33 protein-coding genes are annotated in these 23,675 nt (G+C 47.3%); 9 read left to right on the top strand and 24 right to left on the bottom strand.

The window, feature by feature from the left end; translation table 11 throughout:
- Positions 1–82 precede the first annotated feature (82 nt).
- Positions 83–1,729 (top strand): hypothetical protein, encoded by a 1,647-nt coding sequence (locus tag AB1L17_RS26600; RefSeq protein ID WP_412847965.1) that lies wholly within the window; start codon positions 83–85, stop codon positions 1,727–1,729.
- Positions 1,730–1,794: 65 nt separating this feature from the next.
- On the opposite strand, the gene AB1L17_RS26595 is transcribed toward AB1L17_RS26600, so the two are convergent.
- The 4 genes from AB1L17_RS26595 to AB1L17_RS26580 all read right to left on the bottom strand — a co-directional run bounded on the left by AB1L17_RS26595 (position 1,795) and on the right by AB1L17_RS26580 (position 4,584).
- Positions 1,795–2,229, bottom strand: a complete 435-nt coding sequence (locus AB1L17_RS26595; RefSeq protein ID WP_412847964.1) for a metal-dependent hydrolase — start codon at positions 2,227–2,229, stop codon at positions 1,795–1,797.
- Positions 2,230–2,317: 88 nt separating this feature from the next.
- On the bottom strand, positions 2,318–2,680 hold the full coding sequence (locus AB1L17_RS26590) for a cupin (RefSeq protein ID WP_412847963.1): 363 nt from the start codon (positions 2,678–2,680) through the stop codon (positions 2,318–2,320).
- A gap of 79 nt (positions 2,681–2,759) precedes the next feature.
- Positions 2,760–4,067, bottom strand: a complete 1,308-nt coding sequence (locus AB1L17_RS26585) for an ABC transporter substrate-binding protein (RefSeq protein WP_412847962.1) — start codon at positions 4,065–4,067, stop codon at positions 2,760–2,762.
- On the bottom strand, positions 4,021–4,584 hold the full coding sequence (locus tag AB1L17_RS26580) for an SgrR family transcriptional regulator (RefSeq protein WP_412847961.1): 564 nt from the start codon (positions 4,582–4,584) through the stop codon (positions 4,021–4,023). Before AB1L17_RS26580 ends, AB1L17_RS26585 begins: the two co-directional genes overlap by 47 nt.
- A gap of 129 nt (positions 4,585–4,713) precedes the next feature.
- Here AB1L17_RS26580 and AB1L17_RS26575 point away from each other — a divergent pair, with 129 nt between their 5' ends.
- Positions 4,714–5,952 carry an MFS transporter gene (locus AB1L17_RS26575; RefSeq protein WP_412847960.1) on the top strand — a complete coding sequence of 413 codons (1,239 nt, stop codon included), beginning with the start codon at positions 4,714–4,716 and terminating at the stop codon, positions 5,950–5,952.
- A 63-nt stretch (positions 5,953–6,015) separates the two neighbouring features.
- Here the strand turns inward: AB1L17_RS26575 and AB1L17_RS26570 are convergent, their stop codons facing one another.
- From AB1L17_RS26570 to AB1L17_RS26545, 6 genes are all read right to left on the bottom strand, one after another.
- On the bottom strand, positions 6,016–7,701 hold the full coding sequence (locus AB1L17_RS26570; RefSeq protein ID WP_412847959.1) for a methyl-accepting chemotaxis protein: 1,686 nt from the start codon (positions 7,699–7,701) through the stop codon (positions 6,016–6,018).
- 121 nt (positions 7,702–7,822) lie between these two features.
- Entirely contained in the window at positions 7,823–8,845 is a 1,023-nt protein-coding gene (locus AB1L17_RS26565; protein WP_412847958.1) for an NAD-dependent epimerase/dehydratase family protein, read from the bottom strand.
- 8 nt (positions 8,846–8,853) lie between these two features.
- Entirely contained in the window at positions 8,854–9,435 is a 582-nt protein-coding gene (gene clpP / locus AB1L17_RS26560; RefSeq protein WP_412847957.1) for an ATP-dependent Clp endopeptidase proteolytic subunit ClpP, read from the bottom strand.
- Between the two features lie 36 nt (positions 9,436–9,471).
- Positions 9,472–9,729, bottom strand: a complete 258-nt coding sequence (locus AB1L17_RS26555; RefSeq protein WP_412847956.1) for a hypothetical protein — start codon at positions 9,727–9,729, stop codon at positions 9,472–9,474.
- Positions 9,726–10,319 carry a winged helix-turn-helix domain-containing protein gene (locus AB1L17_RS26550; RefSeq protein WP_412847955.1) on the bottom strand — a complete coding sequence of 198 codons (594 nt, stop codon included), beginning with the start codon at positions 10,317–10,319 and terminating at the stop codon, positions 9,726–9,728. Before AB1L17_RS26550 ends, AB1L17_RS26555 begins: the two co-directional genes overlap by 4 nt.
- 21 nt (positions 10,320–10,340) lie before the next feature.
- Positions 10,341–10,661, bottom strand: a complete 321-nt coding sequence (locus AB1L17_RS26545; protein ID WP_412847954.1) for an MBL fold metallo-hydrolase — start codon at positions 10,659–10,661, stop codon at positions 10,341–10,343.
- A gap of 260 nt (positions 10,662–10,921) precedes the next feature.
- Between AB1L17_RS26545 and AB1L17_RS26540 the strand changes: the two genes are divergently transcribed.
- Positions 10,922–11,212, top strand: coding sequence for a hypothetical protein (locus AB1L17_RS26540; protein WP_412847953.1), 291 nt, complete (start codon positions 10,922–10,924; stop codon positions 11,210–11,212).
- Between the two features lie 26 nt (positions 11,213–11,238).
- Positions 11,239–11,373, top strand: a complete 135-nt coding sequence (locus tag AB1L17_RS26535; RefSeq protein ID WP_409176832.1) for a hypothetical protein — start codon at positions 11,239–11,241, stop codon at positions 11,371–11,373.
- A 50-nt stretch (positions 11,374–11,423) separates the two neighbouring features.
- Here AB1L17_RS26535 and AB1L17_RS26530 read toward each other — a convergent pair whose 3' ends face one another.
- Positions 11,424–11,768, bottom strand: a complete 345-nt coding sequence (locus AB1L17_RS26530) for a cupin domain-containing protein (RefSeq protein WP_412847952.1) — start codon at positions 11,766–11,768, stop codon at positions 11,424–11,426.
- A 231-nt stretch (positions 11,769–11,999) separates the two neighbouring features.
- Here AB1L17_RS26530 and AB1L17_RS26525 point away from each other — a divergent pair, with 231 nt between their 5' ends.
- The 4 genes from AB1L17_RS26525 to AB1L17_RS26510 all read left to right on the top strand — a co-directional run bounded on the left by AB1L17_RS26525 (position 12,000) and on the right by AB1L17_RS26510 (position 17,149).
- Positions 12,000–13,166, top strand: a complete 1,167-nt coding sequence (locus AB1L17_RS26525) for a cation:proton antiporter (RefSeq protein ID WP_412847951.1) — start codon at positions 12,000–12,002, stop codon at positions 13,164–13,166.
- A gap of 68 nt (positions 13,167–13,234) precedes the next feature.
- Positions 13,235–14,389: a CdaR family transcriptional regulator gene (locus AB1L17_RS26520; RefSeq protein ID WP_412847950.1), complete on the top strand. Its 1,155-nt coding sequence runs from the start codon at positions 13,235–13,237 to the stop codon at positions 14,387–14,389.
- Positions 14,390–14,533: 144 nt separating this feature from the next.
- Positions 14,534–15,664, top strand: a complete 1,131-nt coding sequence (locus tag AB1L17_RS26515) for a glycerate kinase (protein ID WP_412847949.1) — start codon at positions 14,534–14,536, stop codon at positions 15,662–15,664.
- Positions 15,665–15,721: 57 nt separating this feature from the next.
- Complete coding sequence (locus AB1L17_RS26510; RefSeq protein ID WP_412848006.1) at positions 15,722–17,149, top strand: GntP family permease; 1,428 nt, start codon at positions 15,722–15,724, stop codon at positions 17,147–17,149.
- A gap of 50 nt (positions 17,150–17,199) precedes the next feature.
- On the opposite strand, the gene rpmG is transcribed toward AB1L17_RS26510, so the two are convergent.
- The 11 genes from rpmG to AB1L17_RS26455 all read right to left on the bottom strand — a co-directional run bounded on the left by rpmG (position 17,200) and on the right by AB1L17_RS26455 (position 22,265).
- Complete coding sequence (gene rpmG, locus AB1L17_RS26505; RefSeq protein ID WP_007726139.1) at positions 17,200–17,349, bottom strand: 50S ribosomal protein L33; 150 nt, start codon at positions 17,347–17,349, stop codon at positions 17,200–17,202.
- Positions 17,350–17,379: 30 nt separating this feature from the next.
- Positions 17,380–18,594 (bottom strand): GTP-binding protein, encoded by a 1,215-nt coding sequence (locus AB1L17_RS26500; RefSeq protein WP_412847948.1) that lies wholly within the window; start codon positions 18,592–18,594, stop codon positions 17,380–17,382.
- Positions 18,595–18,754: 160 nt separating this feature from the next.
- A complete protein-coding gene (locus AB1L17_RS26495; protein ID WP_412847947.1) occupies positions 18,755–19,072 on the bottom strand; it encodes a hypothetical protein in 318 nt (105 codons plus the stop codon).
- 173 nt (positions 19,073–19,245) lie between these two features.
- Complete coding sequence (locus tag AB1L17_RS26490) at positions 19,246–19,386, bottom strand: IS3 family transposase (protein WP_412847946.1); 141 nt, start codon at positions 19,384–19,386, stop codon at positions 19,246–19,248.
- A 5-nt stretch (positions 19,387–19,391) separates the two neighbouring features.
- Positions 19,392–19,679: a DDE-type integrase/transposase/recombinase gene (locus tag AB1L17_RS26485; RefSeq protein WP_412848005.1), complete on the bottom strand. Its 288-nt coding sequence runs from the start codon at positions 19,677–19,679 to the stop codon at positions 19,392–19,394.
- Positions 19,680–19,693: 14 nt separating this feature from the next.
- On the bottom strand, positions 19,694–20,083 hold the full coding sequence (locus AB1L17_RS26480) for a YxiJ family protein (RefSeq protein WP_412847945.1): 390 nt from the start codon (positions 20,081–20,083) through the stop codon (positions 19,694–19,696).
- Positions 20,084–20,094: 11 nt separating this feature from the next.
- On the bottom strand, positions 20,095–20,406 hold the full coding sequence (locus AB1L17_RS26475; protein ID WP_412847944.1) for a hypothetical protein: 312 nt from the start codon (positions 20,404–20,406) through the stop codon (positions 20,095–20,097).
- Between the two features lie 113 nt (positions 20,407–20,519).
- Positions 20,520–21,023, bottom strand: coding sequence for a hypothetical protein (locus AB1L17_RS26470; protein ID WP_412847943.1), 504 nt, complete (start codon positions 21,021–21,023; stop codon positions 20,520–20,522).
- 231 nt (positions 21,024–21,254) lie between these two features.
- The gene (locus AB1L17_RS26465) at positions 21,255–21,611 is read right to left on the bottom strand and encodes an RNase A-like domain-containing protein (RefSeq protein ID WP_412847942.1); all 357 of its coding nucleotides are present in this window, start codon (positions 21,609–21,611) and stop codon (positions 21,255–21,257) included.
- 242 nt (positions 21,612–21,853) lie between these two features.
- The gene (locus tag AB1L17_RS26460) at positions 21,854–21,952 is read right to left on the bottom strand and encodes an ATP-binding protein (protein WP_412847941.1); all 99 of its coding nucleotides are present in this window, start codon (positions 21,950–21,952) and stop codon (positions 21,854–21,856) included.
- A 28-nt stretch (positions 21,953–21,980) separates the two neighbouring features.
- Positions 21,981–22,265 carry an ATP-binding protein gene (locus AB1L17_RS26455; RefSeq protein WP_412847940.1) on the bottom strand — a complete coding sequence of 95 codons (285 nt, stop codon included), beginning with the start codon at positions 22,263–22,265 and terminating at the stop codon, positions 21,981–21,983.
- Between AB1L17_RS26455 and AB1L17_RS26450 the strand changes: the two genes are divergently transcribed.
- Positions 22,218–22,331: an IS3 family transposase gene (locus AB1L17_RS26450; protein WP_412847939.1), complete on the top strand. Its 114-nt coding sequence runs from the start codon at positions 22,218–22,220 to the stop codon at positions 22,329–22,331. The two genes, AB1L17_RS26455 and AB1L17_RS26450, sit on opposite strands and share 48 nt — an antisense overlap.
- 73 nt (positions 22,332–22,404) lie before the next feature.
- Here AB1L17_RS26450 and AB1L17_RS26445 read toward each other — a convergent pair whose 3' ends face one another.
- Together AB1L17_RS26445 and AB1L17_RS26440 are read right to left on the bottom strand one after the other, a co-directional pair.
- The gene (locus AB1L17_RS26445; protein ID WP_412847938.1) at positions 22,405–22,728 is read right to left on the bottom strand and encodes a hypothetical protein; all 324 of its coding nucleotides are present in this window, start codon (positions 22,726–22,728) and stop codon (positions 22,405–22,407) included.
- A gap of 183 nt (positions 22,729–22,911) precedes the next feature.
- A partial coding sequence (locus AB1L17_RS26440; RefSeq protein WP_412847937.1) for a polymorphic toxin-type HINT domain-containing protein occupies positions 22,912–23,675 on the bottom strand: 764 nt, incomplete at its 5' end.

Genomic DNA, 23,675 nt, shown 5'->3' with positions numbered 1-23,675 from the left:
CTTATGGTACAATACAAAATCGAGTGCGCAATACATTTGCACATCGTATTCACCAAAGAGAGAGAGCACAAAGGGGAGAGAAATGATGGAAACTGCAACAAACGTGAACCCACCGCGCAAAAGCAAGAAAAAAGTATGGTTGATCGCGGGGGCAGCGGCTGTCGTTGTGCTGGGTGGATTAGGGACCGCCTATGCCAAGTACGATTTGTTTAAGAGCGCAAAAACGATTTACCTGCAAGCGGAAGCAGAGAGCATGATGAAATTCTCCAGCGACGTATCCAAGGCTTATGGAGAATACCAAGATTACATGAAGCCATACGTGGAAAAGCCTGTTCACTCCACAACTGAGGTAAGTGAACTTGCCCTAGATGCAACGATCCCAGACCCGCAAGCGCAAAAATTTCTCGATATGCTGGGCAAAACGAAGCTCGTGATACAAAGCAACATCGATGATCAGAAAAAACAGCAAGCAGGTAACCTGGAAGTTCACCTACAAGATAAGAAGCTGGCTACTCTTGAGTACTTCATGCATGATTCCATAATGGGCTTCAAGCTGCCAGAGTTCTACTCTAAATACGCTTATATGGACTTGAAAGATCAAAAGGCACTTAAGGCAAAGCTGGGCGAGGAACTGCCGAAGCGCCTCGTAAGCTATAGCGATTTACATGAAGCGATCAATTTTAACCAAGATGAACTCAAAACGGTAATGACTCCGTATGCCATGATGTATGCTGACAGCATCAAAGACAGCCAGGTAAGCATCAAAAAAGACGTTTCCTTCTCCGAAGAAGGACTCAAGGAAGATGCACGGGAGATCACCGTTACGTTTAATGCCGAAGAAGGAATGGCTCTGGCGAAACAAATCGCTGAGAAGGCAAAAGCAGACCAAAAGCTGTTTGACCTGATCTACAGCCGCTACCACAATGTGGCTACCCTGATGCTCGACAGTGGCTACAAAGTAGAAGAAATCAGCAAAGAAGAATTCAAGAAAAATTACGAGCAAGTCTTTGATGACATCATCAAGGACACACAAGATACGGACACGAAATCTACCGACCAATTGAGAATGGTCGTGCTCGTAGACGGCGACCATCAAATCTTGTCCCGCAAGCTCTTGTTCGATGGCAAGGAGCAAAAAGATCATCTGGTCTACAGCAGTGTTTCTTACGATAAGGGTGCAGAAACGTACTACCGCTACTCCCTGCACAACCTGTCTGATCTGCAACGTGGCGAAATGTCCTTCACGTACAGAACGACAGAAGAAAAAGACAAGACAAAGGGCAAGTTCAGCATTCTGGCGAAAGAGACCGACCAGCCAATTCTGGACCTCTCTACTACTTTCGAGACAACCAAGCAAGACAAGAAAAAAACCGGAAACTATAACTTTGCCCTCGTTGTGGCAGACGAATATTCCTCCAACCCCGTTGCTCTCACCGGTAATGTTACCGTGAACGAGACGAAGACGGACAATGGTGTAGATTCTGACGGCACGGTAAAAGTGAACTTCTCGAACCCTACTCCAGATATGCCAAAAGGCTTTAGCTTCAAGCTGAAGTCCAAAGCAGAATTCGGCAAAGCACTGGAAATTCCAGCTATGTCTGCTGACAACTCCATCAATTTCGCAACTGTAACTGACCAACAAATGATGGAAGCACAACAAGAAGTCATGCAAAACGCTGACAAATTCATGGCTGACAACGCAGAGCTCGTACAACAGTTCATGCAATAATGGCATGATGCGAATACGGCCATAACGAGTAACCCCGTCTATGATAAAGACGGGGTTTCTTGTTCTTACTGATAACCTCTGATCACGATATAAATGATCGCTACATAAAACACGATTCGATCCACAGTCCGGTACATCGACTTGGACACCCGCATGCCGAGCCATCCAAATCGCAACGGCCACAATAACTGAATGCGCCCCACCAGCATATCGCTAATCAGATGGGACAATATCCCCCACAATGCCGCCATAGCAGCCGGAGAATCACCGAATATCAGAAACGGAAGGAACAAAATGACCCAGGAGTGCGTCACCGTCCGATGACCGAATCCTTTTTGCAGCATTTTGGACACAGGTCCCATCAAGTTTCCGAGCTTGCTATTTGCTTGATCGATATCAGGCACAAGTGCCATCGTTGCGCCAATGACGCTCCCTTTCCACGAGGGATAGGCACAGTATCCTGCGATGGCACCGAGTGCCATATGTGTTTTCCAATTCATTCGCCTTTCACACCATCTTTCTAGGGTAGTCTATGAGCTTATGTACAGTTGGTGGAATGGCAAACAAATACCATCATACCTAGGGGTGTTACGTCTCCAATAACGGCATGAAGCTCTCCGGGTCAAGTCCTTCTCCCTCGATTACGATCGCTGTCATTCCGGTCTCCGTCCCTGATTCATGATCCTCCCCTGTTATCCAGAATGCTGCTTGCCCACTCTGTATAGGAATGCGCTCCGTGCCCTCGGCGCGTACCCAGCCTTCTCCATTCACCACGAGAAAGAGCTGCGGACAAACAGCCGGATGATAGCCGACAACCCCGCCTGCCTCCAAATGGATACATCCAATCGTAACTGCTTCGGGTGTGCGCACGACACGAGAAATAGTGGCATGGACGGAATTGAAGCGGTCAATCGTTTTGCCTGCTTGCTGATCAAATCGGAATCGTTTCATAACTTTCCCCTCCGCCTTTTGACGTGCAAGCCTTATCATAGCGTAACTGACGCCGCTGTGACAGACTCATCTTCTGTGATTACTGCCGAAACCAAATATTTTTGTAATCGACGAGACCAAGTGCATTCAACGAAACACCAGATAAAGCTGAGTTATAAGCAGAATGCTGACGTGTATGGTACAAAAACAACATCGCGCACTGGTCACGCAGCAGTCTCTCAACCTCCTGTAAGTGATGATGCTGCCCCGTTTCTCCCTTCCCCAGCATCAAGGCGTCCAGCTCCTGATCGATACGCTCGCGCAAAGCAGGGCTCCACAGCTGCCGTGAAAAGCTAATGTCGGACTTGAAGAACTCCACCATGCCTAACACCCACTGCTCATCAAAAACCTCACCAGCAATCACCATATCCGCCTGTTGGATAATCTCTGGTCTCTTCAATTCCTCAATCGGCAGGACGGTCACCTCAACATGGATGCCACACTCCGCCAAATGCTGCGCAAGCCAATCCGCATTATTTTCGTTGCCTGCTCCTTCATATGTAAACAACCGCAACGTCTGCCCCTGATACACGCGATGATCGATCAAATCAAGGCTCCGATCGACCTCGAAATCCAAGCCCGCTTCATCACCGCACGAGTCCTTGTTTTCAGGTGAAAATCCGTAGGCAGGCGCGTACCGATTGCCTCGCAGCTCTGTGATCATTTTCTCACGAACAATGAGCCGATCCAGAGCTTGCCGGAAAGCGAGAGCTTGCTGCGGTCCTGGACGATTCAGGTTAAAAGCGAGATACGTGCAGCCTCTCTCCAGGTTTTGCAGCTCCTGCCATTGATCCATCGGTCCGAGTGTATTCCAAAACGTTTGGAAGTGGACGTCTCCACGTTTCCGAAAGTAATCCTCGTTGCCTAGATCCTGGCTGCTTGAGGGAACAACCCAAATCTCCACCCGATCCAAATGAGCTCTCCCGAGAAAATACGTGGGGACGGCCTCCAAAATAAACATCTGGGAGTCATTCGTTACCAGCGAAAATGGTCCACTGCCCACAGGCAAGCGACTAAATGCTTGTCCCTTTTCCGCAACAACATCTCCTGGAACGATCGACAGTCGATCCGATGCCAGAATGGACAACAGCAATTGATTGGGACGCCTGAGCAAGATTTTTACCATCGTCTCTTTTTCTGCTGTCACTTTCTCTACATCTTGCAGCATCCAGCGATAGGGTGAACCCGTCTTCGGATCAGCAATTCTCTCTAGCGTCCAGACAACATCATGCGCGGTCAGTTCACGTCCGTGGTGGAAGAACACTCCTTTTCGCAAATAAAAGCTCCATTCTATTCCGGTCTCATTTACTTCCCAATGATGGGCGACATGCGGGATGAATGTATCCATTTTTTTCGTCATAGCGAATGAGAGTATCAAAGATTTGCTTCACCATATGTGACTCTGTACGCCTATTCACAAAGGCAGGATCAAGCGCCGGAATCGTCCGGTAAAAGGACATTCGGAGCGTATCTAGCTTGCGTTCGTGAGTTTCTTCTTGAATGAAGCCAAACTGCCCGGAGAGCCATTCAAAAAAACGCTCCCTTCCTTTGGAAGAGATCGCGAAATCATTGAGCAGCTCCATGGCTCCTTCCAAATCGCCATCTTGTATATGTTCTTTGGCAATGGGCAAAACAATCTGCTCGATCCCGTATAGCAAGACAATCCGCGAGACATTGCCTCGTCCTCTTCCCGGGCTCCACGCAATCCACTTCTGCTCCTCCATTTGCTTGATGACTTTCTTCGTATTGCGAATCGAGCAACAAAAAATCCGAGCCAGCTCGGCAAGCGTAACCTCCTGCTGTTCACCCTCTGCCGCAGAGACAAAATGCTGACGCAAGCGCAAGTAATAGTAGGCACTTTGCATAGGGATGATCACTCTTTCTACGTAAACGGTAGATGTCTAACCATAAAAGGGGGCGATACTCACCCAACACTCTACCCTTTTTCTTCCCCTTTTTCTAGCTACAATGAGATCGAAGAAGGAGGTTTTTTCATGCCAGTGCCCAATCACAAACCCGCCACGAAGCTTGAAGCGCACGAGAACATGTCGATCTGGCGGAATCGGCCCTTTCTCGTCCTCTTTTTCACGTCTGCCTTTTTAGCGTGTGGAGCTAAGGTGTACGAACTGGCCTTGCCGCTCATTTTGTATGACATGACACAATCACCTGTCACGATGACGACCATGAAAAGTATTGAGTTTTTGCCGAATCTGCTGCTTGCCATGTTCATCGGTGTGTGGGTGGATCGCTTCTCCAAAAAACGCTGGTCGCAATGGATGGTTTTGGGCCAGATGGTCTTGCTGTTTGTGTTATACGGGCTGACCGAATCAGGACATGCACAGGTTATTCATTATTATGTTGCCGGCTTTCTCCTGATGGCGTTTAATTACGGCTTTCATAACGCGCGTGTCAGCATGATCAAGCTGGTTGTGCCTACCCCTCTGTTAACCTCCGCCAACGCTCGCTTTTCATTTATGAGCACGTTTATAGAAATTATGGGGCCTGCAATGACCGGGTTCATCTTGCTATTGTCGACGCTGCACACAGGTTTGCTCATTACAGGTGTTGCCTATTTACTGGCCTTCATCGCCATATCGCTCTTGGATCGTACAGATGCGCCTGCCCCCTCCCAAGGCGGCTTTTGGCAGGAGCTGCGAAATGGCTGGAAGGAGCTCTTGGGCAATCGACCGTTATGGCACATTACGGTACTCGTGATTTTTCTCAATGCGACCTCGGGCATGTACGACGCCATGATCATTTTCTTTGCCAAGGATCATCTGAAGCTGGACAATTCCACATTAGGGCTGGTGCTTTCCGTCGCTGGACTTGGCGGTCTTCTCGGTAGCTCAGTAGTTGCCTATCTGCGGAGGCGCTATCCCATCGGTCGCATCATGGGCATGACCATCCTGCTGCTCGGCTGCTCCTATCTACTCATGGTGTTCGCGCAAAGTACGTGGATGCTCTGTCTGTCTCTGTTTCTCATAGGTCTGATCAGCACGATTGAAAATGTCTGTATTTGGACCTTTCGCCAGGAGACCACGCCTGCTCATATGATCGGGAGAATTAGCGGAATCACAGGCTCCATCTTCAAGCTCGGGATGGTCTTTTCGATATATGGTTCTGGTTGGGTGACCCTGTCGCTCGGGCCTTGGGCTGTCTTTTTGGCAGCGGCAGTTGGGAATTTCGTGATTTTTCTCGTATATCGAAGACTGGCTTTGTGGCGATTGGCGTAAACGAAAAAACACCCCTCAGAATCATTCTGTCGATTCTAAGGGGTGTATCTTCTGACGATAGCTTTATACCTTGAAATGTCCGAGCAGTTTTTCCAAATCATCTGCGAGGCTCGCAAGCGATTCAGCAGAGGAGTGGATTTCCTCCATCGAGGCAAGCTGTTCTTCTGTCGCAGATGATACTCCCAAGGTGAGGGAGACCGCCGATTGCGCCAAAGTTGAGATCATCTGCATCGATTGTCCGACCTTGCCTGTGCTTTCCGTAAGCGTATGCGCGGCGGTCGATACCTCTTGAATCTCGTTGGTCACTCCCACAACAGCATCGCGAATTTGGGAGAACGCTTCTCCTGCCTGTGCGACACCACCCATACCAGCTGTCACTTCTTGAGAGCCTTTTTCCATGGTCAGGACCGCTTCGCTCGTCTCCCTTTGGATAGTCGCTACCAGCTGGGTGATTTCTTGCGCAGATGCAGATGCCTGCTCCGCCAGCTTTCGCACTTCATCCGCAACGACAGCAAAGCCTCTTCCATGCTCGCCCGCCCTCGCCGCTTCAATGGCGGCATTCAGTGCCAACAGATTCGTTTGACCGGAAATTTGCGTAATGACCTCGACGATTTGACCGATTTGCTCGGAGCGTGCTCCCAAACCACCCACCAGTGCAGTCAGCTGCCCCATCGTTTCTCCAATGCCGTTCATCTGGGAAACTGACATCTGGATAGTTCGATTCCCCTCTGTCGCCAATTCGGAGGTACTAGCTGCCGCAGCAGACACGCTTTGTGCACGGGCCGCAATTTTTTCAATGCCTGCGGATATTTCCTCGACCTCCTGCTGACTCTCCTCCACGTTTTGAGATTGCCTGTCGGTTCCTTCTGTCATTTCCTGAATCGTGACAGCAATCTGTTCCGTTGCCTGGCTCGTCTGTTTCGAGCTCGCCGTCAGTTGTTCAGCCGCGGCTGCAACCTGTTGGGCATGCTCCCGAATCTGTGAAATCAGCTCTCTCAGGTTGGCTAGCATCTGGTTGAATGAGCCCGCCAATTGTCCGATCTCGTCCTTTGAAAAGACAGTCAATTCCTGCGTCAAATCTCCTTTTCCCTCTGCGATAGCATGAAGCTGTTTGTTCACCCGATGGAGAGGAGCTACAATCGAGCGAACCAGAAGACCACCCACCACGATGGCTACAAGAATTCCCAGCGCATTAAAAAACAGCTGAATCATGGCCGCTATTCCTTCGCTATCAGCCATCTCTTGTTGATCTGCGTCGATTTCATTTCGTACCTCTTCTACCATTTCACTCACAACGGAATCCATTTCTTTTCTCGATTGACGTTCGAGACCGAAGTGATGGGAGATGGCTTCTTCACGTTGCCCTTTATCCAGTGCCTCCACTGCTTTATGGCTCGACTCCAGATAGGATCTGTATAATCTTTCGGCCTCCTCTAAATCTTCGCGATGGTGAGAAGTCCCGAGCGAATCCTTCATTTTAGCAAACAGGCTGTCCACCTTGGCTGCCTTTTCCTTCAGTTCATTCCGAAACTCTTCATCACCCGTTAACAAATAGGCGCGTTCGTCATTATTTCTACCCGTCAGGACAAACTGCATTTCACGCAGGTCTGTCAGCAATTCTTCCTCTTCGATGATTTCTGTGTAAGAAGCCTTGATTGCCAACGTTTGTACATACATATAAGTGCCTGAGCCGAACATGACGGCCAATATAACACCAAAAGCCAGGATGATTTTTGTTCTGATTTTCACAAGGTGAGCCTCCCGTCATCTGCTACTCTTGTTCATTCCCGGCTCCCCTTTCCTTCAAACAATTTGATGTGCAAACAAAAAACCGCCAGGCAAAATCCTGACGGTTGTATCATACTGTGAATTAAATTCCGAGCTTCGCAACCAGTTTATCCTCTGTGAAGTAGTTAGTCCCTTGTAAAATGTTTTCAGGAGGATGATCGAGCTCCCATGCAATCGTACGTCGTATAGACTCCTCTGCGGAAGCTTGTTCCGTATACCCCAGCTCACGCCTGATTTTTGCTGTATCCAGCTGAATATGCTGCTTCGTTTCGATCTGTGGGACCCACTCATTTGGCAGCTCAGCAGAAGGTGCTGTAATCACTTTGCCTTCCCAACCATAGACGCTGCCGATTCGTTCAATCCACTCTCGCATCGACAAGCATTGCTCTTCTGCCACGTGGTAAATCTGATTTTTTGCTCGATCGTCGGTGGCCACCAGGCAAATGGCATGCGCAATGTCTTCTACGTAGCTACGTGCCCAACGCCACGAGGCAAAGCCTTCTTCGAGTAAAATGAACGGACGCCCGTCACGCATCTGCTGAAGATACGGGTAGACACGATGCTGGTAATCTTGTGGGCCATATACCATCGGCAGGCGCAAAATCGTGCCTGGCAGACTCTTGTGACCCATTACGACTTGTTCCACGAGCACCTTGTCATAATCATCGCGATCTGGCCTGGCTCCGCGGAACGGGTAACGATTCTCGCAAAGCGTCGACTCCTCCGTAAGCGGCTCTGTCGTAATCGGACCCGATTCGATCTTGTTCACCCGCCCAAAAGCCTGGTACACGTCACAGCTGCTGATCACTACGACACGACCTGCTATATCCTGAAACGTTTCTATCAGCAGGCGGGCATCCGCTTCTGTGTACGGAAACAGATCAATAACGACATCGGGAGCAAAGGAGCGAAAAGCCGCCCGGTACTCACCGAGCCTGGCACGATCCCCCGTGATCGAGGCGACACCTTGTGGAAGAGAGGCTGCGCCGAGGGACAGTCCCCTATTAAATATCGCAACCTCATGACCTGATTCTGCCAAGCGCTTTACTGCATGTGGACCGATAAAACGCGTTCCCCCCAAAAACAGGATCTTCAACCCCGGCACCCCCAGCTCTACAATTTCTCGATTACTTTATCAATCAAGCCGTATTCGAGCGCTTCCTCGGCAGTGAGGAAGTAGTCGCGGTCTGCGTCTTTTTCGATTTGCTCGACTGTCTTTCCCGTACGCTCCGAAATGATCGTATACAGCATGTTGCGATGTCGCAGAATACGATCTGCTGCGATCTTGATATCGCTCGCCTGTCCTTGGCTGCCTCCCCATGGCTGATGGAGCATCACTTCCGCATTGGGCAGCGCATAGCGTTTGCCCGGCGCGCCTGCTACGAGAAGCATCGCGCCCATAGACGCTGCCATCCCCGTGCAGATCGTGGACACCTCAGGCGCTACGAATTTCATCGTATCGATAATCGCCATCCCAGCTGTGACAGAGCCTCCAGGCGAATTGATATAAAGGTGAATGTCTTTTTTCGGGTCATCTGCTGCCAGGAACAGCAGCTGAGCAACGACTGCATTGGCTACCTGATCATCTATGGCACTACCGAGAAAAATGATGCGATCCTTCAACAACCGGGAGTAAATGTCATAGGACCTCTCTCCATAACTCGTTTGCTCGACTACTACCGGAATGAGATTCATGAAAAGCCCTCCTTCGCTTGTTTACGTTCGATTTTCTTATGCGGCCATTCGCATGCTGGTTGCTTGTGGTACTGCCACCGATTTTTTGTGGAATCCAGAAGAGACCTGCGTCACCACTGCCGGATTACTCGCCGGACCCACTGACCATGTCTGAACAGCTGCTTCGCTTTCGACAGCAACTCCATTTCCGATTCGGGCTGGCATGGAAATGACCTGATCAGATTGTGGCTGGATACGATTTTCCCAGACGATTACGGGTTTGGACCTGTTAGACTCTGTCGCTTGTGCCTTCATGACTCGTCTCCTCCTTGTTTTGGATAAACCGCGAGAACGACCTGATACGTTTCTTGTCCCTTTTCTTTTGGCTGATACTTCGTCACAAGCTGATTCACCAATTGAACGTACTCCTCAACAAAAGCACTGCGCTGCTCAGCACTGGCAAGCTGAATACTCGCATTCAGAGAGGCACTCGGAACCTCCACCTCTTGGTCGGACCGCTCCAGCAAGAGCATGGCATCGCGTTTGATTCGTTCTGCTGTCTGGACCAAATGAGACAACGATCCTTGATCCTTCATTTGCTGGACGGTATCATTCCCCCAGTTCAGTCCTTCCGAGAGCACATACGTCCGCGCAATCGCCAAATATAGCACCTCGACGAGATTGCGCACCTGACGACTTCCTACCCGCCTAACCAGGCCGACTTTTTCCAAGGCCTTCAAATGATAATTAACGCGCTGCGGGATTTCATTGATACCACGTGCGACTTCTGCTGCCGAAGCAGGCTCTGCCAAACGGCTTAAAATCTCGGCACGGAGTGGGTTCAATAACGCCATCGCCTGTTCCGGTTTCTCGACTACATATGTTTCCAGTTGTTCGTGCGCCACAACAACACCTCATGACATTAATCATTTACGTAAAAATAGTTTATTACGTTGATTTTCGTTTGTCAAATGATGGATAAGCCTATTTTTCGACAACGTCAAAAGCCCCTGGGCAACGAGAATACGGCTTTCTGGAGCGGCAACCGCGACATGGGCGATATCTTCCTTCGTCATCGTAATCGGGTCTCCCGTCAAAAACCGGGCCGCACCTGCGAAAACGACGATCACACCCGGATGATACTCAGCAATGGCCTGCTCCACTTCCCCACACCAAATCGTATCACCCGCCACATACAGCGTCTGTTCACCAGCTCTCTCCAAGACAAAGCCATACACTGGCCCCATCAGCTGACCAATTTCACCCGTACCGTGTCGACCACTTGTCCGATGCAGATGAATCCCTTGCCATTCATACTCCTCTTCGATGGCAATGATTTGTTCGAAGCCATGCTGTTCCAGCTTTTTGGGAACTACCGAGTCAATCTATCCATTCATAAATTGAAATAGTTGGCAAAGTGCCAATGTATCCGCTCTCACGATTTTTCGGGGTTGCTCGACATTGTGAACAAGAGTAGAATGATGAATACGAAAGGAGGAGAATCGCCATGGAAGATATGCTATTGCTGCTGTTTTCGCTGGAAGATTTCTTCGCCTTGGTCGCGCTTTTTGTAGGATGCTTCACTTCTGCTTTTTGTCTCAGACAGTGTTACCTGCAAAACCGGGCTCTTCATCAGAACGCTTCGGATACGTACCGACCTACCATTAACCTTTTGTTGGTTGAGACTTATCCAATGGCGGCAAGGCAACCGCAGCGCCTTCGCTTGTTCAGGCGCTTACAGCATACAGACGGCGAAATGGGGACATATGATTCTTTCGTTTTGGATCGCTTGGCGTAACACACATCCAAAAGGAGGTTGATCATATGATCGCCAAATATATCGGAGAAGCTTTGTTATTTGTAGTGGGTCTGCCAATTTTCGCTTACCAAACATTCGAAGGAATGCACGCGTTGGCAGATATATTCGCTCAAATGTCCGATTATACCAATTTCAAATAAGCTTGACGCATACAAAAAGCCTGGCCGCCACTTTGACGGTCAGGCTTTCTTTAATCTGCCTGGATACGGTCTCCTCTTATTGTCGGCTGAGAGATCACGAGAAATTCTACATCCTCTGCTCCTTCGTTTTTCATCTGGTGTTTGACTCCCGGAGGCACTTCTACCCCTTCTTGCCTGCCCAGCACATGCCGTACGCCATCCACTTCCAGCATAGCCTGTCCTGACAGTACGAAGAAAAACTGCCGCGACCTCTCGTGATAGTGACGTACTTCTTCTGTATTTCCCGGCATCCGCTCATGGATGACGCTGAGCTCTTGGCCTTTGACCAGATGCCAGCCATCGCAATTATCGCCCCAAATATAATGCTCTGCATTTTCTTTACTGATTTTTGCCATGCTTGCTCCTCCTCCAGTTTTTGTTATATCTTCACACGCTGTGGACCAATTGTCACCAAGTGTTTACTTTTTCTGCCCAGGATGTTAAAATGTTTGTATATCGTCAATTGAATATTTGATTCGTTTCTGGAGGAGCCTGTCATCATAGGGTTCTTTTTGTCTTTTTTTAGCCGACAAAAAGGAGTCTGTGATCGCGGGCTCTTTTTTATTTCGTAAAAAGGGGGAAACCACATGCTTATTTTTCAGCTAGCTGTCATCTTGATTGCCTCCAAAATCGCTGGGGACATCAGTGTGCGGCTGGGGCAGCCATCCGTTTTGGGGAAACTGCTCATCGGTATCGTCTTGGGTCCGACCGTTCTCGGACTGGTCACGGACACAGAAATCCTCAAGGAAATTAGTCAAATCGGGGTTATCCTGCTCATGTTCATCGCGGGCTTGGAGACCGATATTGATGAGTTCAAACGCACCGCCAAGTCTTCAACCAGTGTAGGTGTCGCAGGGATTGTCATGCCGCTTGCACTCGGTTATGGCGCCGGGATTGCGATCGGTCTCTCCAACATCGAATCGATCTTCCTGGGTCTGTTGCTCTCCGCTACTAGTGTAAGTATTTCTGTACAAACACTGAAGGAATTGGGCAAGCTAAAATCAAGAGAAGGCGCAACTATCATGGGAGCCGCTGTTATTGACGACGTTTTGGTCATTTTGGCACTCGCCTTCTTGATGAGCTTTGCTGGCGGCGACGTGAATCTCGGCATGGTGGTTTTGAAAAAGGTTGCGTTTTTCGCCATCGTCATTGTTCTCTCCTGGAAGGTTGTCCCGTGGATACTGAAAAAGTTCGCTCCATTGCAGGTCACCGAATCTGTCATTTCCGCGGCGCTTATCATCTGTTTCATGTTCGCTTACTTTGCTGAATATACAGGGGTTGCCGCAATCATCGGTTCCTACATCGCCGGTGTTGCCATCAGCTTGACCAAATTCAAGCAAGAAGTAACGCACAAGGTCGAAACCATCAGTTACGCTGTTTTCGTTCCGGTGTTTTTCACCTCGATCGGGGTAACTGCACAGTTCTCTGGAATCGTAGACAATCTCGGTCTGATTGTAATGTTGAGTGTTATCGCGATCATCTCCAAGCTCGTCGGTGGTGCATTTGGTGCCAAGATCACAGGATTCCCTTGGAAAAACTCCATGGCCATCGGTGCTGCCATGGTATCCCGCGGGGAAGTGGCCCTCATTATCGCTGCGATTGGTTTGGAAAACAATTTGCTGTCCGATGACATGTTTGCCGTCCTGATTGTCGTCGTACTCTTGACGACTATCGTCACACCGCCAATGATGAAGTGGTTCTTCTCCGATAAAAATGCACAACCCGGAGATGTCGCACTGAAAAAGAATGCCTAACTCATTCAAGACTGTTCTTCGCTATAGACGCGGGGGACAGTCTTTTTGCCCAAAAGGAGACCATTCGAATGAAACTCAATAAATTGATGGCCGACAAGATCGTCAAACGAACGATGGAAGTCACTCAGTTAAACATCAATGTTATGAACCGAGACGGCATCATCATCAGCTCCAGCAATCCCGCACGGATCGCGACCATCCATGAAGCTGCACAGCAAGTCATCAAGTCGGGCGAAGAAATTGTTTTGTCTACGCAGGAGAGCAAGAAATGGTCCGGTACGCGTCCGGGTATCAACATGCCAATCTTTTTTGAGCAGGAGATTGTCGGAGTAATTGGCATTTCGGGTTCCCCGCAAGAGGTCGTTCCTTTTGGCAAAGCCGTGCGAATGATGACGGAAATGATGCTGCAGCAAGCGTACTTGACGGAGCAGATGGCACTGGAGGAACGCTCTCTCAATTTCCTCGTGCAGGATATGATTTCAGGGACACTCGATTCCTCCCCGGAAGTCGTGCAATCACGTGGAAAATTGCTCGGGCTCGATTTAAGCGGACCACGCTCGATTGTCATCGTACGAACAAGCGGCAAAAACGATTGGACAGCGAGGTCTTCTTCGACCAAGCAATGGCAATCCAAAATGGCAGCATGCTTTCAGTACGCGGATCAAGTCTGCGTCTCAGCCGTCAATCATAACCGATGGATCATTGTCACCGATTTGCGCAAGCTTTACGGACCGCAAAAAATAAAGCGCTACTTGTACGAGTGCGCCGAAAAGCTGTTGGCTCTCTTTCAGCCTCTGAGTCAGGAGAAGCTTCTTGTCACGATGGGGCACGGATATGCTGAGCTCTCCCTTTTACAGCAGTCTTTTCAGGAAGCGCAGCAAACGCTATACGTCCTCGAACGCTTTCCCGAAAAGGGGTCGATCTGTCATTACGACGATGCCGCACTGGAAATTCTCCTGTTGGAGACAAAAGACGAATCCCGACGACGTGTGATTGAGGAAGTTTTGGGGGCTCTCGTCAAACACGATGAGCTTATCGAAACGCTGCAGGTTCTTTTTTCGTCAGATCATAACCTCACGCTTGCGTCCCAACGCCTGAACATTCACCGTAACACCCTGCTCTACAGACTGGAAAGAATCGAGCGAATATCGGGTTTACAGCCCCGCCATTTTGCAGACGCCTTCAAAATTCAGCTGGCACTGGAATTGCTCCGCTTTCATTGACTAGACAATTCATACAAAAAAGAATATTTTTCGACACAATCCTTTGTATGATTTGCAAAATGCTTTGGGAAGGCTCTTTTTGTATAGTAATCATCATTAGCAGCAGGTCGGTATGACCCTTGGCTGAACAGGAGGAACACCGTCATGAAAATCGTTATAGCACCGGACTCCTTTAAAGGCAGCCTGACCGCCAAACAAGCAGGCGAAGCCATCCGCTACGGGATTCAACGCGTACTCCCGCATAGTGAACTGATTGTGAAGCCAATGGCTGACGGCGGAGAAGGGACTATGCAATGCCTGGTCGATGCCACTAATGGAAGAGTACTGACAGCCACCGTAAAAAACCCGCTCGGGGTTGAGATCTCTGCTCCATTCGGCATCCTGGGTGACGGTGTCACCTGTGTGATCGAAATGGCTGCTGCATCTGGTCTCTACTTGATATCTGCAAAGGAGCGTAATCCGCTAGTCACCACGACCTACGGCTTCGGTCAATTAATTACGGCCGGACTGAATCAGGGCTGCCGCAGGTTCATTCTCGGACTCGGTGGAAGCGCTACCAATGATGGCGGGGCTGGCATGCTCCAAGCTCTCGGATACATGCTCCTCGATCAGGACGATCAGCCACTCTCTTTTGGAGGAGGTGAACTATCACGACTGAGCCGCGTTGATACGAGTCAAGTCGATAAACGTTTGGCCGACTGTCAGTTCATTATCGCGTGCGATGTCACCAATCCTTTTGTTGGACCCAATGGCGCTTCTCATGTTTTCGGCCCACAAAAAGGAGCCACACCGGAAATGGTGCTGCAACTGGACGAACATTTGCGCCATTTCGCTGACCTGATCGAAAAAAACCGAAGCATTACGATTCACGATCTGCCGGGGACAGGTGCTGCGGGTGGTGTCGCTGGTGCTCTTCTCGCCTTTATGGACGGTCAGCTGCGATCCGGGATTGAGATCGTTATCGAGACAACCGGACTCGCGGAAGCCATGGACAAAGCCGATCTCGTTATCACAGGAGAGGGTCAAGTCGACTTCCAGACGGCCCAAGGAAAGACTCCCTGTGGGGTCGCACAGGTCGCGCAGCAATACGGCATTCCGGTCATCGTCCTCGCTGGGTCCATTGGCGATGGTATCGATGCCCTCTATGAAAAAGGCATCTCCGCCGTTGTCAGCATCGCCAACAAGCCGATGGCGCAGGAGCAATCGATGCGCGAAGCCGCTTCGCTTCTGGAGCAGACAGCCGAGCAGGTCATGCGTATTTATAGCCTGAAATAATATCCACTACTTAAAAGGAGGTTTGTCATGAGTCCTGAAGTCGTACAGCTAGGTCCGATTATTTTGCTTCTCCTCGTCATCAGCATTGTGTTTATCGTGTATGCAACGGCAAAGTGGAAGCTCCATCCGTTCTTATCTATCATTTCTAGTACGTATATTTTTGCCCTGCTCACCAACCTCACCGGCACGCTTAGCGGCATCGACAAGCCTTTGATTGCGGATATCGGAAAAGAAATCGCAGGTGGCTTCGGTGGAATCATCACTTCCATCGGACTCGTGATCATTTTCGGTACGCTCATCGGAAAGATACTGGAAAACTCAGGGGCAGCCGTCAAAATGGCGGAAGTCGTGCTGCGTCTGCTCGGAGATCGCCATCCTGCAATCGCCATGAGCATCATCGGCTGGATCGTTTCCATCCCTGTTTTTTGCGACTCCGGCTATGTTATTTTGTCTTCGCTAAAAAAATCTTTAGCCAAACGCACTGGTGTAAGCGTTATCACATTGGGAGTCGCCCTCTCCACTGGGCTGTACGCTACTCATACGCTGGTACCCCCTACACCTGGCCCGATTGCCGCTGCCACCAATGTAGGAATCGGACCCGAAGGCTTGATTTGGGTTATTTTCGTCGGTTTGATCGTCTCCATCCCTGTCGCTCTTGCCGGGCATATATGGGCACGAAAAGTCGCTGCCAAACTCCCTGCTGACTTGGATGAGGCGGTAGAAACATTTGAGGAATACAAAGCGCGTTTCGGCAAGCTGCCGTCTGGTTTCGCTGCCTTCGCTCCTATCCTCATCCCGATTCTGCTCATGGCAATCGGGTCTGTTGCCAACTTCCCTGTAGGAGTTGGTGCAGAGGACAAAAAGCTTTTGTTAACAAGCGGCTTCACCCATACACTGCTCTCTTTCTTGGGTGCACCTGTGAATGCGTTATTTATCGGACTTTTGTTCGCAATTTTCGGTTTATTACCAAAACGAAATGAAGAAACGTTGACCAACTGGATGAGTGCCGGACTACTGGATTCAGCTATTATCATCATGATTACAGGTGCTGGTGGTGCTTTGGGCGCCGTTATCAAAGCGACTCCGATTGCCGACTATGTGAAATCGTTGCTGGATGGCAACACTGCTTTAGTCGGCGTCGGCGGATTGATTGTGATTTTCTTGATTGCAGCCGTGATCAAAACAGCCCAAGGCAGCTCGACAGCCTCACTCGTCATTACCTCTACTCTCGTCATGCCGCTCTTGCCATCACTGGGGCTGGACGCCATGATGGGTACCGTGCCGATCGGTCAAATCTTGACAGTCATGGCAATCGGCAGCGGTGCAATGGTCGTCAGCCATGTCAACGACTCTTACTTCTGGGTCGTGTCCCAATTCTCCAAAATGAGCTTGACCACCGCTTATCGTGCGCAGACATTAGCGACACTAGTGGAGGGTGTTACGGGGATTGTTGTGGTAGCTATCTTGGCTTTGATTCTTTTGTAAAAGGAAAGCTCTCCCTTGATCTTGGGACCTGGGGAGAGCTTTTTTCGTGTTCACTTCGTCTCTCGATGAAGAGTATAGCGCTTCAGACGGGGTGAGTATTTTTTCAGTTCTAATCGTTCTGGATGGTTCCGCTTGTTTTTGGATGTGATGTAATTGCGATCTCCTGTTTCGGTGCATTGCAAGGTAACGTTCACGCGCATGGATGTCAGCCTCCTTTTTTGGGTTAAAACTTAAAGTGTCGTCTCGATTACGGCATTTGCTGAGGGAAGTGGGTCATGCAGCTTGCTCCAATCCGCCTCATATTCCTCGTCCGTCAAGAGACATGCATTCAGATATTTCGCGATTTGCTCCTGGTTCAAATCAATTCCAATGAAGACGAGCTCTGTTGTGCGATCTCCATGGACAGGATGCCATGTTTGTTGCCAGTCCGGTTCCTCTGCCAGAATCGCTTGCTGCTCTTCTGCCGACAACGCTGCTGTCCAATATCCTGCCGTTCCGATTTCGATGGATGGTCCCGCCTGACTGAGTGTCATTGCCACCTCATTTCGTGTTGCCAGCCAGAAAAAGCCTTTGGCACGTACGACTTCTTCTGGCCAAGCCTCCAACCACTTTTCAAATCGCGCTGGATGAAACGGTCTGCGTCCACGATAGACAAAGGAGGAAATTCCGTACTCGTCCGTCTCCGGTGTATGCTCCTCCTTTTGCAGCTCGGCAAGCCATCCCGCTGATTGACTGGCAGCCTCGAAGTCGAAAAGGCCGGTATTCAAAATTTCTTGCGGGTCTACCTGCCCGCGAACAGTGCGGATGAAGCGAGCATTCGGCTGAAGCTTGCGCAGCACTGCCTCCAGCTGTATCAAATCGTCTGGAGCTACACGATCACATTTGTTCAGGATCAACACATCGCAGAATTCAATCTGGTCGATTAAAAGATCCGCCACCTCACGGGTATCGTCTTCGCCGACTGCCTGCCCTCTGTGCAAAAGGTTTTCGCCAGAGGAAAAGTCATGCCAGAAGCGGTACGCATCCACCACGGTCACCATCGTGTCCAGTCGGCACAGGGACGATAAATTGATGCCATTTTCTTCGTCTATGTAGGTGAACGTTTGGGCGACAGGAACCGGCTCTCCTACCCCCGTCGATTCAATCAGTATGTAGTCATACCGTCCTTCCAAGGCCAGCCGCTCGACCTCCGTCAGCAAATCCTCTCGCAAGGTGCAGCAAATGCAGCCATTAGACAGCTCCACGACCTTTTCGTCCACACGTGAAAGACCATTGCCAGAAGAAATAAGAACGGCATCTACATTTACTTCGCTCAAGTCGTTTACGATCACGGCGACTCGTAGCCCGTCCTGATTGTTTAGGACGTGGTTCAGCAGTGTTGTTTTGCCTGCTCCCAGGTACCCACTTAGGACTGTGACGGGGATTTTATTGTTGTTCGTGTTCATGGAAGCTTCTCCTTTTTGATCAGGTTTAAAACGTAATGATTTCGATTTGTTTGTTATCATAACGCATTGAAATGACCAAAGTCAATATAAAACGTAATTATTACGATTTATAAGAAAAAGAAAAGACCTTGATAGAGGATAATCCATCAAGGTGCGCACACTAACAACTCTTATCTTCCAGTACTTTTTCTGCATATTGAATATCTAGCTCAATATCAATATTCGGGTACTTCTTTTGGATAGATCGTAGAAAACGTATAAATGATCTACTTTGGAGATACAAAGATATATCTTCAAAGATTTCACTTAGCCAAAATATTTCTTCTTCAGAGCATTGCTCTAGAACATCCATAACAAACTGTTCATTTCTAGAAAAAATTTTTGTAAGCTCACCCCAACATTCTACGATTCTTGGATCATCCGGATGAAGGGATGTTCTTTTTTCGATGATTTTTTTAATCATATCTAGTTCTTTCAATAAAATCACCTCATGGTTGACTACTGTTATCTGGGGTTACTGTACCAATTGAGCCGTTGTTTTTGATAATACCAACACGAACACCTTTATATTCTGCAAACAATTAAATAGTCTATATTTTCTTGTCCGTGTCCCCCATTAACTAATCGGTTAGTTGGATTGTCAACAGTGAATCAAACAACTTTTTTAAGGGCTTCTTGGCGATACTGAACAGGCGTCATATAGCCTAAGGTCCCATGAATACGATGTTTGTTAAACCAGTTCACGTAATCGTATAATTCCAGATCCAGATGACGAAGACTCTGGAAGTTCATCGCGATCAGCCGATTTCAAACGTCTCCAAAAGCTCGTCCATCTTTTGATTTTTGAACTTGCTACCACGGTCGGTATGAAACCACTGAATCTGGCGTAAATCGTCTTGTACCGTCGCAAAAGGGCGGGAAATCAGTGCAGCGTCCTTGTATGGACCTGCACTATGCCCAATGATCTCTCGATTGAACAAATCGACCAGCACACAAATGTAATGCCTTCGGTTCTGGACCTTCACATACGTCAGATCGCTGACGACGAAGCGTTTGGCTTCCTCCTGATCGAACTCTCGGTCCAGGACATGTTCTTACTCTACTCTTTATGTTTGCTAAGAAAATCTAAAATTAACTTCCTCGCTTGTTCATAACTCGTATATTCGCTATACAGATTTGGATATTTACCTAAGCTTTCTTTGATAAAGCAATACTGAGGAAAACTTTCAAAAAAACTCTTTTGTATGTAATCTATCTGTCCTTTGGGTATGTTTATTGCCTTATCCTTTACAATATAGCTAATCGTCCCTGCAATAGCTGAACAATAATCACTAAAGTCAGCGGTAAATATATGATCTTCTTGAAGTGCGGAAAAATGATCTTCCAACTCTTTTTCCATTATCTTTGTGTCCCCATAAGGAAATGGGTTGCTCAATTGTTTGTCGAATAGCTCTGAGAGTTCTCTCATATAATCTTCTCTCGTCATCATTACTCCCCCCTTTATTCTAAAGGCTCCCACTGCCAAACTTTTTTGGCATACTCTACAAAAATATAGCTTAGGCCTCCTTCGAGGTCAGAAGTCTCTGCTCTTATATACTCACCTTGCCCCAGCAAATTCCCTGAAATCATTAGTGTGAAAAGGTTTTTCTCTCTTTCCCCATCTAATTTTATTATAAGTATAGAAGAATCCTCTTTGATTCTTGTGAAAAAAGGAAGAAAACAATCTATCCCTTCCAGGTTATTGATCTTTATGTTTAGTAATTCACTTAACTGAAGTATTTCTTGTTTATATTTTTCGAATTTCAAATCCATTTTTCAATCTCCTTCATTACGATCATTCAAATTGCCTTGATCGACCACTGGCTGCGGGAGATTTTCTTTCCAGAGGTCAATGGGATGCATATTATCTCATAGGTCGATGATCACTACATCCAAACATGTTTTCTCCAAATGTCATCTGCATACTTAGGGGATTCTGTTTTTAATAATCTGTATAATTTTCCTAGAATTAAATCAAGCTCTTCAATAAACTCTGCAAATAAACAAGGAACCCTTTTCCAGTAAGGATTAGCTTTTGCACCTGTGACAGCAGAAGCGACTATTGAGCTATAAAGCCATTTATCCTCACGGGAAAATTGATAGATTGGTTCGCCCTGCTCAGGTACTTGGTAATTAAATGTCTTATTTTTATCATATACAAGTTCATTTTTAACCATTTGCAGTATGTTCAACCACTCAAATATATCTACATCATCTTCACCGAAGTAACCCATTCCAGGCATGGTTTTTCCAGACATCTCAACGACTAGCCTAACTCTTATATAAATATTTTCAGTCATATCGAAACTGGAAACGGGTTGGCGTACCCTTGGATTTTTTATATTAGCTGTCCATAAATCGGATATAGTAATATTTATAGTTTTTGACATTATATCCCCGCCAGTTCTTCCACTATTTTGAATTCAGCAATGGATGCGAAGTTGAAATAACAAATCCATACTCGTTAGTGGTATCTTTTTTAATCTAAATTTGTGTTGAATTTATACCGTACTGTACGTTTTTACTATTTGCGTACACCCCGTACCCAACTTCAAAATTATGCTCGTACTCAAAGTGTCTAGATAAACCATTTTTTACAGTAGGATTATTTAACCACTTTGCTATTTCATCTGCATTTGCCCGTATATATTTTGTGTTGCTTTAGTAGCTGTTTTTAGATCTGGATATGATGTTGCATCCTTTCCTGAGTCTCCCGGTTTATCTCCTTGATTTGCTCGCTTTATCAATTCTGAATTAGTCATGGAAACGTGCCTTTCAATTGTATGCCCACCTATCTTTTCCATCTTATCAAGGATGGCATCACCAAGTATTCTTAATGTATTGGGGTCAATACAAGTAATATTACGAACCCATATCCCCAAACTACTTACAAAATACGTATGAAAATCTGCTACAGTAAAGTTGTAAACTGCAACTTTAACATTATTCTTAACAATCTTGATGTTGTCAATCTCCAAGATGTTCCCGTTGCTCTAGTGAAGGTTATCGCCTACCTGTAGTTGAAATGCGAGCACCCAGCCTTTACCTTCGACCCAAAATGGGTGATTTTCGGTTGTTTCGATGACTTGATCGTCTACTTTCAGTTGGTAAATGATTTCCTTTGTGAATGTCAATCAAATAGTTGACCATCGTGCTCATCAAAAAATTGACCACCACGGCAAAAATTATTCCACCCGACGTGTGGGTAACTTTTTCATGATCACGATTGCTTCAGGCTTTGCTTACATCGGTAAGTATCGCCGTTCATTGCAAAAATGTGAGCTCGGTGTGTAAGTCGATCCACTAAAGCGGCCGTCATTTGTTCATCCTTGAACACTTGAGTCCAGTTAGCGAAGTCCAAATTGCTCTTTAAGGATCATGCTTCCTTTTTCATAGCGAATAGCACAGAATTGAAATAGTAGCTCAGCACCTGCTTTACTTAAAGGAACAAACCCTACCTCATCAAGAATGGCTAGATCGACTTTTAACCATTGTTTCTCCAATTGAAGCAAACGCCTCTCTGATTGGGCCTCCATCAGCTCATTACACAGTTTGGCTGCTGTCCAGCATTGAACGATATAACCGTGACGGCACAAAGACGAATTGAAGAGTATATCCAATTTTACAACCATAATCGGCCGCAAAGAAAATTAAAAAAGCTGACGCCCGTAGAATTCAGGCGTCAGCTATCGGCCTAAAGGTCGGGGTTTTTCTCAATGTCTACATATTGGGGTCTTGACCAATATCCCTCAAGATCTTATAAAGAACTTATCAAAAATCGTGAATATCGGCCCACACAAAATCCTCTTCCACCAAATCTGTAAATCCATCCAAAGTGCTAAAAAAACTTATTATTGTATCCTCTAACGCCTCAGCTATAATTCTTCCATGTCCACTTATCCAATCTGGCTCTCCATCAATGTCACTCTTGACTGCGACATTTGTTGAACCAAAGAGTACACCTGATTTTTCTTCACGAATTTTCACTTTAAACTTTGGAAATGGCAACTTATTAATTGACCAAATGTTGAACTTTGCAACCACTTTATCAATACTTGTAACACCATCAATAACGATACTTTTCCATTTTTCCATTAATGAATTCTCCTGTTTTATCTATTTAACAGTCCCAAAAGATAATATTGTTTTATCTGGAGCCAAAATGATGTATTTTCCGTTCTTAACATACTTCACAGCCCCCTCTGTATATCCACCAGGATTAGTATAAGTTTTCGACCCTTTGAGATTTTGCATAAAACCATCAGCCTTTCTTACATATTAAGCGAGGTTACTTGCTCCAACTTCTTTAGCATGCCTGTCATAATGGTCTATTAGTGAATCACCAGTTGTTTCATATGAACCTTTGTTCCATTTATTATATAAATTGTCATCCAGGGTCTGTAGTTGAAATGAAATAGGGTTATCTGCGAATCTAGATGATATTACTCTGCAATTATGGACCCACAGACCAAGATTCGAAACAAAATAAGAGTTATAATCAGTTACTTCAAAATTATAGACAGTGGCTTCCCTTGGTTCTTTTTCAATCTTGTCTATTGCCAGTTTAGTACCGTCACTCGAAACAAGCAAGTCGCCAACTTTCAGATCTTTGACAAGTGTCCAACCCTTGCTATCCAACCAGAACGGATGGTCATCTGTAACCTCAATGATTTCATTTCCTACATGGAGGTAGTAAATTTCGTCTGTCTGTTTCTGGAATAGCCGTACGACCACTTTATGCGCTACTTCTCCCGTTTCGTCAGACTTCGAAAGAACCTTATCCCCTACTTCAATATCCTCGATAGATTTCTCCCCTTCATCTGTCAAAACTTTCGTTCCGGCTGTGAAGCAATTGCATTCAAACAATTCGTCAAGGGTCTTGCCTGCTTTAATGACAAGCTTACCGCCTATCTTTACCATCCGAAAAACTGGGATTAAGGTAGCAGTGACAGACCCAAATTTTGTGCAATCGAGTAGGAGGGGGTGACTAACCCCCGTCCTCTCACACCACCGTACGTACCGTTCGGTATACGGCGGTTCAT

Origin of the sequence: Brevibacillus jepli (assembly GCF_047229145.1) — a bacterium.
Lineage (GTDB): Bacteria > Bacillota > Bacilli > Brevibacillales > Brevibacillaceae > Brevibacillus.
The sequence above is the reverse complement of the archived record's forward strand: the minus strand, read 5'-3'. Positions and strand labels throughout refer to the sequence as shown.